Consider the following 17,573-nt stretch of genomic DNA (forward strand, 5'->3'; position numbering starts at 1 on the left):
CCAGTATGAATCAGGGCTCGCGAGGAACGACGTGAATATCGTTTATACTTTAGGTATTTCATCACTATGGGACGAAGTCTGTCATATGCCCGTCGGGGGCGTGTGGTGGCTGAACGTCGATCGCTATCCTGACGCGGTAAGCCTGCTCAATCAAACCCTGGCGGCCCAGGAGAAAGAATGTAAAGTCGCTGCCATTGTCATGGGTGAAAAACCAAATAAAATCATATCATTAAAAAAGGGGCGCGGCCCGGAAAAAGTGGCGTTATTCAGTATGCCTGACCTGACGGCCGGGCTGGAAGAAATGCATCGTGATTTACTGTGCTCCGTCGATCCAGCCAGTTACTTTTTTATTTTGCTATGCGCTGAAAATGCATGGAAAAAAATAAAAAGCGAGAAGATGATCGCGTGGGTAGAAAAATCTCACCAGTGGGCTAAATATCATAAGTGTTCCTTATTAATACTTAATTCCGATAATGATATAGACAAGCAGCTTTCGCCATTATTACGCGAGTACCGGGCGCTTTCCGGGCTGGCGAGCATTCGTTATCAGGGCGATAGTTTTCTGTTTGATATCGCCTGGTGGGGCAGTGAAAAAGGAATGAGCGCGCAACAGCAACTGACGCTCATCCAGGATGAGGACGGCTGGCGACTGGCTGAAGAAGAAGAGGCCATGGTGCAGCCGCGCAGCGATGAGAAGGTCGTCCTGAGTAACCTGCGAGTGCTGGAAGGCGCGCCAGCCCTGTCCGAATACTGGACGCTGTTCGATACCAATGACGGCGTATTTAACGCCGCCCGCACCGCGCAGGCGGCAACGCTGTTATTTTCCCTGACGCAGAACGAACAGATTGAGCAACTGGGTCGCTATATTCACACGCTGCGCCGCCAGCGCGGCAGCGCGTTGAAAATTGTCGTGCGCGAACAGCGACCTAGCCTGCGGACGACCGATGAGCGACTGCTACTCAGCAGCGGCGCGAATATGGTTATCCCCTTCAGCGCACCGCTTTCCCGCTGTCTGACGTTAGTGGAAAGCGTGCAAAAACAGAAGTTCACCCGCTATATCCCGGAAGACTTCACCACCCTGCTGACCTGGAGCCAGCCGCTCAAGCTACGCGGTTACCAGAAGTGGGGGGATTTCTGCGCCGCGGTACATAACATGATGACCAACACCATGCTGCCTGCGGACAGCAAGGGCGTGATGGTGGCGCTGCGCCCGGCGCCGGGGCTGCGCGTCGAGCAGGCGCTGACGCTATGCCGACCGAACCGTCTGGGCGATATCATGACGATCGGCAACAACCGGTTAGTGCTGTTTCTGTCATTTTGTCGCGTAAACGACCTCGATACCGCGTTAAACCATATTTTCCCGTTGCCCACCGGCGATATTTTTTCCAACCGCATGGTCTGGTTTGAAGATAAACAAATCACTGCGGAAATTGTGCTGATGCGGGGTATTTCACCGGAACAGTGGAACACGCCGCTGCCGGTTACGATGGAGAAAAATCTCCCGATTAATGCGACCCATGACGGGCGCAGCTGGCGACGCATTCCTCAGCCGCATCGCTTGTCTACCGACGGGGAGAAAACGTCATGATGTCCATCAGCGATATTCTTCAGCTGATCGTACTCTGTGCCCTGCTGTTTTTTCCGCTGGGATACCTGACGCGCCATTACCAGCGCCGAATTCGCACCACCTTACGCTTAATGTTCTTTAAACCTCGTTATGTCAAACCGGCTGGCGTATTACGCCGGGAAGCAACAACTCAGCAAGGCAAAGTGAATAAATGACGAATCCAAAAACAAATGCGACGCCATTGCCGCTTTGGCAATACTGGCGTGGCCTGGCCGGCTGGAATTTTTACTTCCTGGTGAAGTTTGCGCTGCTTTGGGCGGGATATCTTAATTTTCATCCGATGCTCAACCTGGTCTTTCTCGCGTTTTTACTGGTCCCTGTGCCGAAATATCAACTTCACCGACTGCGACACTGGATAGCTATTCCTATCGGCATTGGATTGTTCTGGCATGATACCTGGCTGCCGGGGCCGGAAAGTATTTTCAGCCAGGGCTCGCAGCTTGCCGGCTTCAGCGCCAGCTATATCTGGGATCTGATAACCCGCTTTATTAACTGGAATATGGTCGGCGCCTTCTTCCTGCTGCTGGTACTGTGGATGTTCATCAACCAGTGGCTGCGCGTCACAGTGGTCGTCTGCGCCATTATGCTGTGGCTGGCGATCGGCCCGCTGCTTCCGGCCTTTACGTTATGGCCTGCGGGCCAGCCGACGGCAGCGGCGACTACCGTGAAGACGACAACCGCGACGGTGGCCCAGGCGGGCGCCCCTGCTGCCAGCGGCGATATTCCGCCACAAACCGAACCGCCCACCCCGGAGAATTTGACCAACTGGCTGAACGCGTTCTATGCCTCAGAACAGAAACGCAAAACGCCGTTCCCGGAGCAGCTCCCGGCCGATGCCCAGCCATTTGACCTGCTGGTTATCAACATTTGCTCGCTGTCGTGGTCCGATATTGAAGCCGCCGGGCTGATGGATCATCCGCTGTGGAAGCATTTTGATATTGTGTTCAAAAACTTTAACTCGGCGACCTCCTACAGCGGCCCGGCGGCGGTACGACTGCTGCGCGCAAGCTGCGGCCAGCTGTCGCATTCCAACCTCTATCAACCGTCGGGCAACGACTGCTACCTGTTCGAAAATCTGGCAAAACTCGGCTTCACCCAACAGCTGATGCTCGGCCACAACGGCCAGTTTGGCGACTTCCTGAAAGAGCTGCGTAGCTTAGGCGGGATGCAAAGTCCGCTGATGGACCAAACGGGGCTGCCGGTCAGCCTGCAGGCTTTTGATGGCTCGCCGGTCTATGATGACTTAGCGACCCTCAACCGCTGGCTGGAAACCGAAAATAAACAGGGTAACGCCCGCAACGCCACCTTCTACAACACCCTGCCGCTGCACGACGGCAACCACTTCCCGGGCCAGAGCAAAACGGCGGATTACAAAGTTCGCGCGCAGAAACTCTTCGACGAGCTGGACAGCTTCTTTAGCGAGCTGGAAAAATCGGGCCGTAAAGTGATGGTCCTGGTCGTACCGGAGCACGGCGGCGCGCTGAAGGGTGACAAAATGCAGGTTTCTGGCCTGCGTGATATCCCGAGCCCGTCCATTACCAACGTGCCGACGGCGGTGAAATTCTTCGGGATGAAGGCGCCGCATCAGGGCGCCCCGCTGATTATCGACCAGCCAACCAGCTATCTGGCCGTGTCGGAGCTGGTGGTTCGCGCGCTGGATGGCAAGATGTTTACCGAAGATAACGTGAACTGGCAGCAGTACACCGCCAATCTGCCGCAAAGCGCCGCGGTATCGGAAAACGCCAACGCCATCGTTGTGCAGTACCAGGGGAAACCCTACGTTCAGCTGAACGGCGGAAGCTGGGTACCGTACCCGCAGTAACCCCGTTAATGGCCGCAGGGGGTTCTCTGCGGCCATGACTCGCCAGTCCCCTCGCCACTTCGCTCATCTCCTGGCGCGGCGTCGGCCAGGAGATGCAGACTGCACTGCGGCAAGCCGGGCGAAGACGGTACGCTTACCGATTGCGCCCTGCCAGCCAGACCAACAGTTTCAGGCTGGCGGAGTAGTAATCATCCTGAGCGGTAATTTGCGGATCCTCCGGCGTCTCGCCCATGGTCAGGTCGCGAACCGCCAACAGGCCGCCGGTCATGAACCACGGGGAGACGTTATTGGTGCTGACGTTAATCCACGCGGGGGTTTGCAACCGCTGATAGCTCTGGAACCAGTTTTTCCACGGCGTCAGCAGGGGGCTCTGCGGATTGGCCCAGGCGAGATACAGCGGGATGCGAATCGCGTCATAGCTCATCCGCGGCGGCCACTCTTTCGCCGGCTCCATCCTGCCGTCGGCTTTCAGCGCAACCCAGTCGGTAGGGAGCTGCGTTTTGCCCCATGCCATTTTGCCCAACAGCGCCTGCCCATCGCTTTGCAACTTACGCCAGGCTACCAGATGCGTACGCGCGGCAAACGCCTGCCATGCCGGGAAGATAAAGTAGGAGGGGTTAAGATTAAGATGGTCGTTGCGGTTAAAGCCTGTGGCGCCAGGCAGCATGACCTGATAACCGGCAAAGGTCACCACCGTATTTTTCAGCAACGATGCGGTAATGGCGTCAGACGCGTTGCCATAGGATTTGTCCCCCCACTGCTGCTGCGCACGCAGCAGCGCCCATGCAATCAGGGTATCGCCGTCGGTCGCATCGTTCTTGTCGGCAATAGGGTCCGGCGCCACAGGGTTATAGCGCCAGTAAAAGAGCCCGTTGTCTTTATTGCGCAGCGTTTTATCGGTCCATTGCCACAGCTTGTCGAAGGCGGGCCGATCGTTTTTGGCCACGGCCAGCAGCATCGCGAACCCCTGGCCTTCGGTATGCGAAACGTTACCGTTGCCGGTATCCACAATTCGCCCGTCAGCCATCATAAAACGTGATTTATAGCTTTCCCAGGCGGTGTCTGCCCACGCGCGGGGCAGCAGCACCATCGTCACCATAACAGCGATTACAGCACGCAAAGACATATGTTCACCCGTTATGGATGGAAGTAGAGAAACTGAACATCAGAAACCGAGAACAGCCGCTCACGCTGTAACACCACATGCGCGCCGCCCCCTTGTCCCTGTAGCCAGCGAGAGTAAAGCCCCTCGAGTATGGCACAAAACGCATTGCACCAGGGCACACGACGCGCATCATCACGACTCACCGGCAGCGCGCGATGACGTAAACGCAGACCGTCATCGCCCACATCCACGCTGACGAACCCCCACTGAAAGCGGCTGAGCAGCTGGTTGATGTTGACCTCCAGCTGGCCGACGGTTTCTGACTCCGGCAGCGGGTAGCGATCGGCCAGGGCTTCCCCCATCTGACGTAAAAATGGCTGACTCTCCAGCTCGCCGGCGTTGTTCAGCATCCCGTCAATCATAATGAGCAGCAGATCAAACCATCCCGCGGGGGTTTGCTGCTGCTGAAACCAGGCCATGACTTCCGCGTTGTTTTTGTCCGTCATGATCAGTTATCTCCCAACATATAGCGGATATAGAGACCGGCGGTGCTCTCGTTGTAATCACCGAAGGTGTCGTAGCCAATCTGGCCGCCCAGCGTCATCTGTTTGTTCACCTTGTAATCCGCCCCGGCACGCAGCGTGTAGCCAATGCCGCTCTTCGAGGTCGCTGAATAGTATGCCTCTTTGGCAAAACCATTGGTTACCGCGGTCTCCAGGGTCTGCTGCCATTCAGGATTGGTCGGGAAGTAGGCGCTCTTATCCTGGCTATAGGATTGATAACCCACCGAGCCGCCAAGCTTCATCGTCCAGTTGTCATACTTCTCCGTCAGGTTAACCGGCAGCGAGACGCTTACGTAGTTCTGCGGGCTGAAGTAGCCCCCCTGACCATAGGTGAAGTAGCTCAGGTTTTTCGAGTAATCCATGTAGCTCATACTCAGACCGGCCTGCAGCTGACGATATTCATCATGGTAAGGTCGCAGATAGACCCCGGCGTTGGCGTTGATACTGGTGTTGCTGGCGACATCGCTGCCAATGTAGCTGTAGCCGCCGCCACCGACGTAGAAACCGGCGTCGCCATCGTCGTAGCTGAGCTGCAGGGTTCCGCCATTTTTCGTCACCTGCCCCCAGGTTTTCCCGGAGTAGGTATCTTTCAGCCCGACGTAAGAGAGCAGGCTGTCGGTCAGCGAACGGCGCTCACCGGTAAAGATCAACGACAGGTAGTTGGTGAGTTTCGGCGACCACTTCACACCCCCGACCACGGTGTTGAGATCCTGGCCCAGCGGCGTACTGCCAATGTCCACCCGATAATCATCGCCGCCCAGCGCCAGGGCTAATTCGACGCCATTTGCCTTCTGCGCATCCGTCGAACCGCTGGTCTGATCGACATTCGGTTTCTGGTTGGACGAAGCCAGATAGCCAGCGACCCGTCCGGAGTCATAGGTACCAAGTTTCGCCAGATTCTCCATCCCGCTGCGGGTCGTGGCGTTAAAATCTGACGCATCCAACGTCCCCAGCGAACTCAAGGCCAGGGCCCCCGGATGGCTGGCAAAGTACGCCGTACGCTCCGTCTCGGTCATCCCCGTAATCGCCGCCTGCGCGCTGGTGGCGGTGGAAACCATGTTGGAGACCGCATTGGAGAGCGGGTTCGCACCGTAGCGTCGCCAGGCGTCGCCGCTGGCGGTGCCGGCATTCAGCGAAACCGGCGTCACGGTAAAGTCAAAACGCGAGTCGCCGAACGGCGATGAGGACCAGGTCAGCGGCGTTTTCATCTCGGTCAGCTTACTGGTCCCGGATTCGCCGTCGCGGCCACGCACTTCCATGCCGCCCTGCAGCCAGGTGCCGGTTTTATCCTGTAGCGACTCCATCATAGTATCGACCTGGCGCAGCATACGGGTTTGCGCGGTCTCCAGCGGAAGGTCGGAACGCTGGATGCCGGGCAGCGTGGTTCCGCTGCCTGTCGACACCTGGGAAACCTGCCACGGCATATACTGCCCGTAGGCCGACGCCGTTCGCGTCGTGGACGGTGTACGGGAGACGCCGACAAAGGGGTTATCCGCCGCCAGCACGCCGCCAACGGTCGGCGTTTGCGCGCTGTTGCTGCTCTGCAGCCCCAGCAGTTTGCCGCGCGCGCTGCGCAGATACGTCATCGCCTGCTGATGGTGCCCCTGCGCTTCCGCGACGCGCGCCAGCAGCAGCAGGCGATCCGGCGTGTTGTCCTGACGCAATCCGCCGGCCAGCTGCGCTGCCCGGTCGTTATTGCCGGCCGACAGCGCGACATCGATAGCGCCGGAGCGCGCCGCCTGATCCGGCGTATCGCGGGTCATCAGGTAGTCATAAACCACCCCGGCTTCTTTGTTCATTTTGCCGCTCTGGTAAAGACGCGCCATCGCGAACATCAGATCGGTATTTTGCGGGTCGCTTTGCATCGCGCCCATCAGCTTGTCATACGCCGCGGCGTAGTTGCCCTGCTCCCGCAGACGATCGGCCTCGTTGATCACGTAACCATTGCGGATGCTCGCCAGTTGCGTCGGCGTACTGCTTGCCTGAAGCTGCGGGTTCGCCAGCAGCGTTTGCGCTTCATTGGTCAGCCCCGCCTGATTAAGGACCGCCACCTGATCGGCATAGTCGCCGGCGTTGCCGCTGATTCCGCCGCTGATATTGTTGCGCACCAGCGTTACCGCCGTGGCAACATCGCCGCTCTGCGCCAGCAGTCGCGCCAGTTTACCCACGTCAGCCGGTGCTTTTGGCGGCGTGGCCGACATCGCTTTCAGGGTATTCGAGGCCGCCACCGTGTTGCCCTGGGCGAGATAGTCTTGCGCGGTGGTCAGCTGCAGGTTGTAGTTGACCCGCTGACGCAGGTCGCGCATCTGGCTGGTCTGGCTGGCGGCGGGGATCCGCCCCAGCAGCGTCTGCGCCTGCTGCCAGCCGCCGTTCTCACTGGCAAACAGCGCGGCGGCATAGAGAGCGTTACTGCTGGCGCCGGGGCGATACGCGGCGGCCATCGTTGACGCGGCCTCGCTGTCATTGCCGGATTTTTGCAGCAGGCGGGCTAAGTCGAGACGCATCCAGGCGTCATCCGGGTAGCGGGAGACCCCCTGGCGCAATGTCGCGATAGCGCCGTTGACGTTGCCGCTGTTGGCCTGCTCTTGCGCCTGCCGGCGTAGCGAATCTCCCGGCATACCGGTCACGATGCGCGGCTGTAGCTTTTGCTGCAAACTCTCCGGCAGCGTGCGTAACATCGCCTGCGCTTCCGCCGTTTTATTTTGCTCGCGCAGGATGTAGTAAAGGTTCTCGCGCGCCGGGCCATTTTGCGGCTGCTCGCTGAGCAGCGAGCGCAGCGTTTGTTCCGCCTGAGGGAGATCTTTGTTATGGCGCAGCACATCGGCACGGAACAGTTTGGCCGATGCGCCCCGCGCCCCGCTCTGCTGAACCAGCGGCGCAGAGAGCGCCAGCGCCTGGCTAATATTGCCCTGTTTGTACGCCTGCTGGGCCTGCGCCAGCTGGCCGTAGAATAGCGCATCCGCCGCCTGCTGACGGCGCGCCGCCGAATCATTACCGCCGAGATCCGCCGCCCGGCTTAAATACTGCGATGCGGCCTGGAAGTCACCGTTGCGCTGGGCGATATATCCCATCCCGGCCAGCGCGTCCGCATCCTGCGGGTTGGTTTGCAGCACCTGTTCAAACTGCTGTTTCGCCGCCGTGGTATTGCCGCTATTGAGGTTAGCGAACCCCTGACCGCGCGCCTGGCCGCTTATCTGCTGGCGATAGTAATTCTGTACTTCGGTATCCTGCGGGTGACGCTGCATCCAGGTATCGTAAAACGCCTGATCGCCCTCCTGCGGCCCCAGCCACAGCAGCGCCTGGCGTAGACCGCTGTCGGCATCTTTACTGCCGCTGGCCATCGATTCCAGCATGGAGATCCCTTCCCGCCGGGTATCTTCCCGCCAGGTCAGCGCCTTGCCTAAGGCGACGCGCGGGGCGTTTTCCTGCGGATGCTGCGCCACGTACTGACGCAGCTCATTAACCGCCTGCGGATAGAGCGTCTTGTCGCTGGCCATGGTCATGTAGTACTCGCCAGCCAGCCCCGGCGGCGGCGTGTTGCCGTTGAACATGCTGCGCCAGGTCGCCAGCGCCGCCGGAATATTACCGCTGCGCGCCTGCTGTCTGGCCAGACTCAGCTGCCCCTGCGGCACCTGAGACAATTTTTTGGCGTTATCCAGCTCCTGCAGGTTCGGGCTGTCTGGCGACGCTTTCGCCAGCCGCGCCCGCCACTGGGCGGCCGTCTGAAGGTCGCCGCCCTGCTGGGCCCACAGCGCCATCAGATACATGGCCTGCGCGTTGTTGGCGTCAACCAGCAGCACTTTCTGCAGCGACTCCATCGCCAGCTCATCGTGCGATTTTTCATGCCAGTAGTTCGCCTGGGCAAACAGCGCCTGCAATGCGGCATCATTGCCCGCCGCCGTGGCATCGCCGAGGGCGCCAAGGGTCAGCGCGCCGGACAGGCAAAACGTTGATAATCTGCGGGTCGCCCTGCTCTTCATTTTAATGGCTCGTTTCATTGGCTGTCCCCCGAATTCAGACGCTTGCGTGCATGGCGTTTAAACATGGCGGTAAGCGCCAGGCCGATTATCGTTGTCGCGAGCAGTCCCAGCAGCGCAAGCAGACCGGAGTGCTGGTTGGCATACCAGACGGCCATCATGTACCACGGCATCTGCCCGCTGGGGAATGGCGTGCTCACCTGGAAGCTGCGAACGCCATTGTCGCTGGTGATAATCGCCGTATCGCCACGGATACCGGCGTTGATTCGCGGTGAATCAAGGTCGCTTTCCAGCTTCGTCAACTGATCATCGGTGCTGGCCATCGCCACCACCACCGTCCGCTGCGGGTTCCACGGCGAACGGTAGCTAATAAAGCCACGCCAGGCGCTGCTGGAGGAGAGATAGCGATCGGCATCGAGGCTGGCGGATGTCCAGTCGCCGGCCAGCCAGCGCTGTATTTTTGAACTCAGTCCCGACTCGCGCACGCCCAGCTGATTATCCGTCTGATAATAAGGAGAATCTTCTAACAAGCGCTGGTTAAACGTTTTCTGATCGAGGGTGCTGACCACCAGCACATCGCGATCGCGCAGGTACTGAAGGCCCGCCCCGCCGCTGGGGACGCCTAAAACAACCCGGTTGTTCGCCAGCGCCGTGCCGGTGGCGTTACCCGAGCGAGCCGCCAGGTTTAACAGCGTGGCGACCTGCGTTTCCGACGGTTTTTCCGCCAGCAGCAGCGTGGTTTGCGAATAATCCGCCAACCGCGAGAACGGGAACGACGCACCGACGAAATAGGAGAGGTTCGGTAGCAGCGAGAAGTGGCGCGTATTGCTTAAATCAATCCACGAATCATCGGTAATCCGGCTCTTGATATTGCTATTGAGCACCACCGAACAGGGGGCGTTTTGCTTCGGCACCACGTTGAAATAGAGCGACAGCTGGTTATCCCCGTAGATCAGATAGGGCGCCAGCGCAATGGTAAACCGCTCCTGACGCACATCGCCGCCGAGCTGACGCCATGCTTTCTCCAGCGGCCCCTGCTTATTGAGCGGCAGATTGTGCAGGAAGGTGTTATTGAGCGTCACGCTTAATAACGACTGCTCCTCATCAATCCAGTTTTCCGACGGGAAACGGTAGCCAATCTGCAAAGGAATGGTTTGCCCGTCCCACAGATAGAGATCCGGCGCGGCGCGGAAAGCCACGCGCAGCGGTTCATGCCAGACGCCGCTTACGGTCATACTCTGATCTTTACGCAGCAGCTCGCTGATTTTTACCGGCCGATCGGTCGGGATCCAGCGCGGGGCATCATACGGCTTGTCGATAGGGATCGCCTGCGGATCCACGCTCAGGCTCGCGGTCTGCGGGGCGATATTACCGCGGGTCAGCCGCCAGGCTGCCGCACGGAGGTCCGCATCGTTTTGCCCGACAATCAGCAGCAGTTTGTAGGTGGGGTTACCCGGGTTATCGACAATCTGCAGCAGCGGTTTGTCTGTTTGCGGCAGCGTCAGCCCGCCGACCTGGTCGCCCGGATGGCCGATAATAATGCCGTGGCGCTCCGGTAAACGGTCGCGCAGCGCGCTAAAAGCAATCCCGCGATAATCCGCCTGAATACCCAGCCACGACGAGATCAGCGCTGCGGCGCTGAAGATATCCGCTGCCGATTTCTCCGGATAGGCCACCGCGATATCCGCCGGGGTCATCTGCATGCTGTCAAAGAAGGGGCGCGGGAAATGGCTCAAATCATTGCTGAGATTCAGCGGCTGGCTTTCCCACTTAAAACGCGAAGCCGGTAAAATCGTGACTCCCGACGTGTCAGGCGTATTGAGCAGGCACTGCATGTTGTCGCCATCATTCACTTTGAAGCTCAGGTTGTTGCTGGAGACCATCAGCGCCGCCGGAATATCCAGCTGATAATGAGAAATATCCGCCTCGTTGGTGCCCAGCGGCACCGTACCTAAAGGCTGGCCGTTGAGCATCAATTGCAGCGTGGCGTTGCGGGCGGCCATATCCGGCGAAACCTGAACATCCAGCATCAGTTCCGCGTGGGTCACCACCTGGTCTGAAGGCAGCGTAAAAGAGGCGCCACCCTGCTGTTGACCGCCGCTGAGGATAATGCCATCCGGCATCCCCATCTGAGCCAGATTAAGACTGCCCCCGACTATTGAGGTTAACGGCGCGACATCCGCTATTGCCGTTTTGGCCGGTGGGGGCATAACGGGGAGTGAGGCGGCCGGATCCGCCACCGGTTCGGTTGTCGCGGGGGTCGATGCGATCGATGACTCTGACGCGGCAGAGGGGTCTGCCGTCACCGGAACATCTGGCGCGGCCGACGACTCCGCCCCGGCGCTCGACGCGGATTCATTGGCGGGGATGCCACCCGTGGTCACGCCCGGTAACGGGAAATTCAGCGGCGCAGAGCGATCGGCCGGCGCCTCTTCACCGTGCAGCGCCGGTATAGCAAACATGCCAGCCAGCAGCGCAAGCGTGGTTAATCGTTTCATAATTGGCCATCCTCCTGCGCGGTACTCGCAACAGGTTTCTGCTGGCGGCGGCTGCGACGTGTTTTCCAACTCAGCCAGAACAGTTCAAATACGCAGCGTAAGATGGTGACAAACGAACGGAACGGGTTGTCCTGCGGGCGCGGCGGCTTAATCCATGCATCGGCGCGCGCCAGCACCACTCGCACCAGTTCACGGCGCAGAGAGAGAGGAATGTTTTCATCAAACTTAAGGCGAATAAAGCGTTCGTCCGCGATAACCTGTTCGGCCGGAATACAAATCGCGCCGGATTGCAGAATCAGTTCAATCTCTTCGATATCATCCTGCAGATGACGATCGTCCGGGACCGCGACACGGCATCCGCCCATCGACAGGTCTGCGGTATGGCTGCGCGAAACGATGCCGCTGGCGTAGTGAATTAATACCGGAATATTGACGTCGATGCGGATCGTTTTCCGCACCTGGCGGGTTTCCCGCGCGACGGCAATCGCCGCCAGCAGGAAGATCAGGCTGTACAACCCCCAGCCGACGTTCAGCGCGATAACGTTAGGATCAGAGCCGAAATAGTCATGGCCAATGGCCCTGACGATACCGACAATCACGCCAGCCGCGAGCAAACACGCCACCACCAGATGCGGCCTGACGACGGTAAAGTCGAAGTAACCCACATCCAGCAGCCCGCCTTTGTCGGTCACGTTGAATTTACCGCGTTTGGGGAAGATCATCGTCACCAGCGTCGGCAGCACCAGGTGGAATGCCAGCACGATGTCATAGATTTCCCCCCAGAAGCTGTAGCGATAGCGGCCGTTCATCCGCGAGCCGACATAAATCGCGAGGAACAGATGCGGTAGCGCATACGAGACGATCAGGCTCGCCGAGGAGTAAATAATATTCAGGTTAAACAGCAAATAAGCTAACGGGGCGGTCACAAACACCACCCGCGGCAGGGCAAACTGGTAGTACATCATCGCGCTGAGATAACACAGGCGCTGCTGGAAGGTCAGTCCGCGACCCAGTAGCGGGTTATCGAGACGGAAAATCTGCGTCATGCCACGCGCCCAGCGGGTACGCTGAATGACGTGCACAACTAAACGTTCGGTGGCTAAACCCGCGGCCAGTGGAATGTCGAGAAACGATGATTTCCAGCCCAGACGCTGAAATTTAAGCGCGGTGTGCGCATCTTCGGTGACGGTTTCCACCGCAAAGCCGCCGATATCTTCCAGCGCCTTACGGCGAATCACGGCGCAGGAACCGCAGAAGAAGGTCGCATTCCAGTTATCGTTGCCCTGCTGAATCGGGCCATAGAACAGCATCCCTTCGTTAGGGATATTGCGGCCGACGGAAAGGTTACGCTCGAACGGGTCCGGCGAGTAGAAGTAGTGTGGCGTCTGTACCAGCGCCAGCATCGGGTCCTTGAGGAACCCGCCAACCGTCGCCTGCAGGAATACGCGGGTCGCGACGTGGTCACAGTCGAAGACACAGATGAGCTCACCCTGGGTGATGGTCATCGCATGGTTGAGGTTACCCGCTTTGGCGTGTTTATTATCATTACGGGTGATATAGCCAACCCCAACGTCGGCGGCGAATACCGCGAACTCGCTACGTTTACCATCATCCAGCAGGTAAATTTTCATTTTATCCGCCGGGTAATCGATACACTGCGCCGCCAGAACGGTATCGCGCACCACCTCCAGCGGTTCGTTATAGCTCGGAATATAGATATCAACCGTCGGCCATGTGCTCATATCATCCGGCAACGGGACAATTTCGCGCTTCAGCGGCCAGACCGTTTGCAGGTAGTTCAGCAGCAGCATCACCCAGATATAAACTTCCGCCAGAAACAGCCCCATCCCCAGCACCGTCTCAATAGTAGAGTTAAAATGCAGGGTCTGCGTCAGGCGAAAATACATATAACGGGTAGACATCAGCAGCGAAGTCACGACCATAATGACCGAAATACTGCGCTTTTTGCTAAATCCCATTAAAAACAGAATACCGATGCTTAGCAGACCAAAAAGATACTGCTTTTGGCTGTCCATCGGCGTAATAATGACCAGAACGGCAACAGGCGATAGCACCAGTACCAGCAACCAGAAAAGAGACTTTTTCATTCAGCAGCCCTGCAATAAGTTAAAGCCCTGACATACGAGGCTGGCTGTGCACCGTGCCGTCGCCAATTTTAATACCCAACAGCGCAGAGATTTTTTTTGCCATGATTTCAATATCAAAGGCGGCTGCAGAGGAAGAGCTAAAGTCGAGAATCGACTTCTGGGAAGCGTTCGCTTCAACGACGCTCTCATCACGATGGATAATACCCAACAGACGATCGCCCAGTTTATCCTCCATCAGCGCGGTGACGTCACGGCTGACCTGACGGCGATTATCACTCTGATTCAGCACGAAAAAGTGCCCAAGTTTGTGGTTGAGTTTACCGCCGGTTAAACGCTGCTTTTCCACCTGCGACAGCGTCGACATCGAGGCGGTATCCGCCAGCAGCGGGATCAGGTGCAGATCGGCCAGCGGCGTTAATGCCGTCAGCGCCGGTGAAGGGCCTGGAGGCAGGTCGGCGATGATAACTAACCCGGGGTAATTCAATAAGGCCGCCAGCCCACGGGTGAGGAAATGGGGATCGCTGGCCAGGTGTTCGTCAAAAGCCTGACGCTGTGCGTCGCTGACGTCGCCATAGGGCAGAACAAAGATATTGCTGCCCGCACTCAGCACGCACTGGCTCCAGTCGTGAAGCTCCAGCGCTTTCGCGACATAGCCGCGATCATCGCTCAGAGGGACGCCAAAATGCAGGCGTAGCGCATTTTGCACATCAAAATCGATCGCCAGAACTTTGCTGCCGGCGCGAGCTAACGAATAAGCCAGATTTGCCGCGAGGGTCGTTTTTCCTACGCCGCCTTTGGGAGAACACACGCAAATCAACGGCATGTCGCAATCCTTTCTAAAAGTGATTTCAGCGGCTGATCTTTATTTTTCGCCACCGGTTCAACGGCTTTTACCGCAAATAAATGAGCATAGCCTTCAGCCGCCTGCGCAGACGGTACGACCGGACGAACAGCGACCGGTGGTGCTGGCGCGACGACTGGGGCGGGTGCAACGACTGGAGCGGGCGCAACGGACGCGGCCATTGTCGGCGCAGGTTCCGCTGCCAGCGTATTTTCTACAGCCGGAAGAGGGTCATGCGGAGCAGAGACGGACACCGGGGATGGTATTACCGGAGCCGGGGTTGCAGGCGACAAGGATAACGGCGAGTGCGCGGGTTCAGCTTCAACCCAATGAAACATATCCGTAGGGACCGGCTGTGGTATCGGCAACGATACCGACCCTCCCATGGCCAGAGAAGACTCTTTGCTTTCCCCAGGCGAAAGCTGATTGAGAATAACCCAATCTCCCTGTTCTCTGGCGGCGGCGTGTGATGAAAGGTCCTTGAAATCCAGACTTTGCGTACGAGTCTTTTCCTTGAAGCGCTGCAAATCATCATAATGGGTCATGGATAACCTCATGATTCTAAAAAATAATATTTTAGCTGTTTTTATTTTAATACTACGCCTTTAGAGCATAGTTTATTTTATTGTTTTTCATCAACTTAAGTTGGTCAGAATGACCAACAATGCAATGACGTTATAGGGGGGTATCGAACAAGGTAGCGTAAATCACTGATAGTTTTGTGGTTACCCTACCATTTCTTATAAAAAATGATAGCTCCATTTTTTAGGAGGTCCAGACGCCACCCGGCCAGAACTTGCGGCGCCACTGAAATAATCCGTTTTTTATCTCATTAATCTTGAGGTGATGAGCAGAACAAATAGCTATGACGCTTGATGGGATATATTTTAGTCTTTTTATATCGTTGTAGAAATAGGTCGAATAAATTATTTAAGCTAAAAACATCGGCCAGGTACTTTCTTAAGCCTTACTCTTCTCCGGGCATAATAAGCGGCTGCTGTCGAAAGTTTTGGCGCCTTCGACAGCAGCGGGGAACATCAGGCGAGCGGTTTTTGCTGGTTTTCATCCTGGTCGACGGCAAAGCAGGCCACTAGCTGTCCACCATAGTTTTTCAACTGCGGCTGCAGTTGCGTGCACGGGCCGAAACGACGACGACAGCGGGCATTAAAGGCGCAGCCCGGCGGCGGATTCAACGGACTCGGCAGCTCGCCGGTCAGCTTAATACGTTCGCGGCGATCGTCCGGGTTCAGACGGGGGGTGGCCGACAGCAGAGCCTGGGTATACGGATGACGCGGATTGTTGAAGATCTGGTCCTTAGACCCTTTCTCCACGCAGCGGCCGAGATACATCACCATCACTTCATCCGCAATGTGCTCCACGACCGACAGGTCATGGGAGATGAACACATACGACAGCCCCATATCCTGCTGCAGATCCATCATCAGGTTCAGCACCTGCGCGCGAACCGACACGTCCAGCGCCGAGACGGGTTCATCGGCAATCACCACGTCCGGGTCCAGCATCAGACCCCGGGCAATCGCAATACGCTGCCGCTGACCGCCGGAGAACATATGCGGATAGCGATCGTAATGCTCGGTTTTCAGCCCGACCTTCGCCATCATCGCCAGCGCTTTTTCACGGCGCTGTTCTTTGCTCAGTGACGTATTGATCTGCAGCGGCTCTTCCAGGATCTGTCCCACTTTTTTGCGCGGATTCAGCGAGCCGTAGGGGTTCTGGAACACAATCTGGATTTTCTGCCGCCGCAGCTTTTGCGCCGTGGCGTCTGGCTTTAACAGGTCCTGCCCCTGATAGTAAAGTTCGCCGCCGGTCGGGATCTCTATCATCGTCAGCAGACGGCCCAGCGTCGATTTTCCGCAGCCGGACTCGCCGACCACCGCCAGCGTCTTTCCGCGTTCAAGGTTAAACGAGACGCCGTCCAGCGCCTTAACCAGCCGTTCAGGGGCAAACAGCCCCTTCTTCACCGGGTAATATTTTTTCAGATCAATGGCCTGCAACAAAAACTGTTGCGTGGTGGCCTCATGGGTACTCATAGCATAGGCCTCCCGGCATCATCCAGTGGGTAGTGGCATTTCGACTGACGGGTGCCATCAACGCGGTTCAGCTCCGGCTCCTCGCTGCGACACTTATCCGTGGCATAGGGGCAACGTGGGTTTAGCAGACAGCCGTTGGGGCGGTCATATTTCCCGGGCACCACGCCCGGCAGCGACGCCAGCCGCGCTTTATCCTGGGCAAACTCCGGCAGCGCGCGCAGCAGCGCCTGAGTATACGGATGGCGCGGTGCGCGGAAGATATCCTTCGCATCGCCGGCTTCCACCACCTGACCGGCGTACATCACGATAATCTTGTGCGCGGCTTCCGCCACCAGCGCCAGATCGTGAGTGATCAGGACCAGCGCCATGTTCTCTTTTTGCTGCAGCTCCAGCAGCAGCTCGATGATCTGTGCCTGGATGGTCACGTCCAGCGCGGTGGTCGGTTCATCGGCAATCAGCAGCTTGGGTCGGCAGGCTATCGCCATGGCGATCATCACGCGCTGACTCATCCCCCCGGAGAGCTGGTGCGGATAGACATCAAGACGTGATGCCGGGTCAGGAATGCCCACCAGCGTCAGCAGATCGATAGCCCGCTGAATACGGGTTTTCTTATTGCCGCCCTGATGCACCTTAATGGCTTCCATAATCTGGTAGCCGACGGTGTAGCAGGGATTGAGGCTGGTCATCGGGTCCTGGAAGATCATCGCCACTTCCGCCCCCACCAGCTGGCGGCGCTCTTTTTCTGAAATACGCTTCAGATCGCGGCCATTAAATTCCAGCTTTTCCGCCATCACGCGGCCGGGGTAATCAATCAGCCCCATGATAGCCAGGGAGCTGACCGATTTACCGGAGCCGGACTCGCCGACAATGCCAATCACTTCACCCTGATTAACGCTGTAGCTCACGCGGTCTACCGCGCGAAACGGTGTCCCTTCGTCGCCGAAGTGCACCGATAATTTATCAACATTCAATAACGCCATC

Annotated in this window: 11 protein-coding genes and 1 pseudogene; 3 read left to right on the forward strand and 9 right to left on the reverse strand. The window is 57.8% G+C overall.

Annotated elements, in window-relative coordinates:
- Positions 1-31: 31 nt before the first annotated feature.
- From bcsE to bcsG, 3 genes are read left to right on the forward strand one after another with little or no spacing between them, the layout of a single operon-like run.
- Entirely contained in the window at positions 32-1,588 is a 1,557-nt protein-coding gene (gene bcsE / locus FNY10_RS23490) for a cellulose biosynthesis protein BcsE (protein ID WP_131049205.1), read from the forward strand.
- Entirely contained in the window at positions 1,585-1,782 is a 198-nt protein-coding gene (gene bcsF, locus FNY10_RS23495; RefSeq protein WP_131049206.1) for a cellulose biosynthesis protein BcsF, read from the forward strand. Before bcsE ends, bcsF begins: the two co-directional genes overlap by 4 nt.
- Positions 1,779-3,449, forward strand: coding sequence for a cellulose biosynthesis protein BcsG (gene bcsG, locus FNY10_RS23500; RefSeq protein WP_141963119.1), 1,671 nt, complete (start codon positions 1,779-1,781; stop codon positions 3,447-3,449). The genes bcsF and bcsG overlap by 4 nt, the downstream gene beginning before the upstream one ends.
- A gap of 133 nt (positions 3,450-3,582) precedes the next feature.
- Here bcsG and FNY10_RS23505 read toward each other — a convergent pair whose 3' ends face one another.
- From FNY10_RS23505 to dppD, 9 genes and pseudogenes are all read right to left on the reverse strand, one after another.
- Positions 3,583-4,575: a glycosyl hydrolase family 8 gene (locus FNY10_RS23505; protein ID WP_141963117.1), complete on the reverse strand. Its 993-nt coding sequence runs from the start codon at positions 4,573-4,575 to the stop codon at positions 3,583-3,585.
- An 11-nt stretch (positions 4,576-4,586) separates the two neighbouring features.
- A complete protein-coding gene (bcsD, locus tag FNY10_RS23510) occupies positions 4,587-5,063 on the reverse strand; it encodes a cellulose biosynthesis protein BcsD (protein ID WP_160704469.1) in 477 nt (158 codons plus the stop codon).
- On the reverse strand, positions 5,063-9,115 hold the full coding sequence (locus tag FNY10_RS23515) for a cellulose biosynthesis protein BcsC (RefSeq protein ID WP_160704244.1): 4,053 nt from the start codon (positions 9,113-9,115) through the stop codon (positions 5,063-5,065). The genes bcsD and FNY10_RS23515 overlap by 1 nt, the downstream gene beginning before the upstream one ends.
- Positions 9,112-11,592, reverse strand: a complete 2,481-nt coding sequence (bcsB, locus tag FNY10_RS23520) for a cellulose biosynthesis cyclic di-GMP-binding regulatory protein BcsB (RefSeq protein ID WP_160704243.1) — start codon at positions 11,590-11,592, stop codon at positions 9,112-9,114. The genes FNY10_RS23515 and bcsB overlap by 4 nt, the downstream gene beginning before the upstream one ends.
- Complete coding sequence (bcsA, locus tag FNY10_RS23525; protein ID WP_141963111.1) at positions 11,589-13,700, reverse strand: UDP-forming cellulose synthase catalytic subunit; 2,112 nt, start codon at positions 13,698-13,700, stop codon at positions 11,589-11,591. Before bcsA ends, bcsB begins: the two co-directional genes overlap by 4 nt.
- A gap of 19 nt (positions 13,701-13,719) precedes the next feature.
- Positions 13,720-14,512, reverse strand: a pseudogene (locus FNY10_RS23530) (cellulose synthase operon protein YhjQ/BcsQ).
- 1 nt (position 14,513) lies between these two features.
- Complete coding sequence (gene bcsO / locus FNY10_RS23535) at positions 14,514-15,086, reverse strand: cellulose biosynthesis protein BcsO (RefSeq protein WP_141963107.1); 573 nt, start codon at positions 15,084-15,086, stop codon at positions 14,514-14,516.
- 492 nt (positions 15,087-15,578) lie between these two features.
- Positions 15,579-16,592 (reverse strand): dipeptide ABC transporter ATP-binding subunit DppF, encoded by a 1,014-nt coding sequence (dppF, locus tag FNY10_RS23540; RefSeq protein WP_160704242.1) that lies wholly within the window; start codon positions 16,590-16,592, stop codon positions 15,579-15,581.
- Positions 16,589-17,572: a dipeptide ABC transporter ATP-binding protein gene (gene dppD, locus FNY10_RS23545; protein WP_141963105.1), complete on the reverse strand. Its 984-nt coding sequence runs from the start codon at positions 17,570-17,572 to the stop codon at positions 16,589-16,591. Before dppD ends, dppF begins: the two co-directional genes overlap by 4 nt.
- Between the last annotated feature and the right edge of the window lies 1 nt (position 17,573).

It is taken from the genome of Klebsiella sp. Lac1, assembly GCF_009825425.1.
In the GTDB taxonomy this organism is placed as follows: domain Bacteria; phylum Pseudomonadota; class Gammaproteobacteria; order Enterobacterales; family Enterobacteriaceae; genus Klebsiella; species Klebsiella electrica.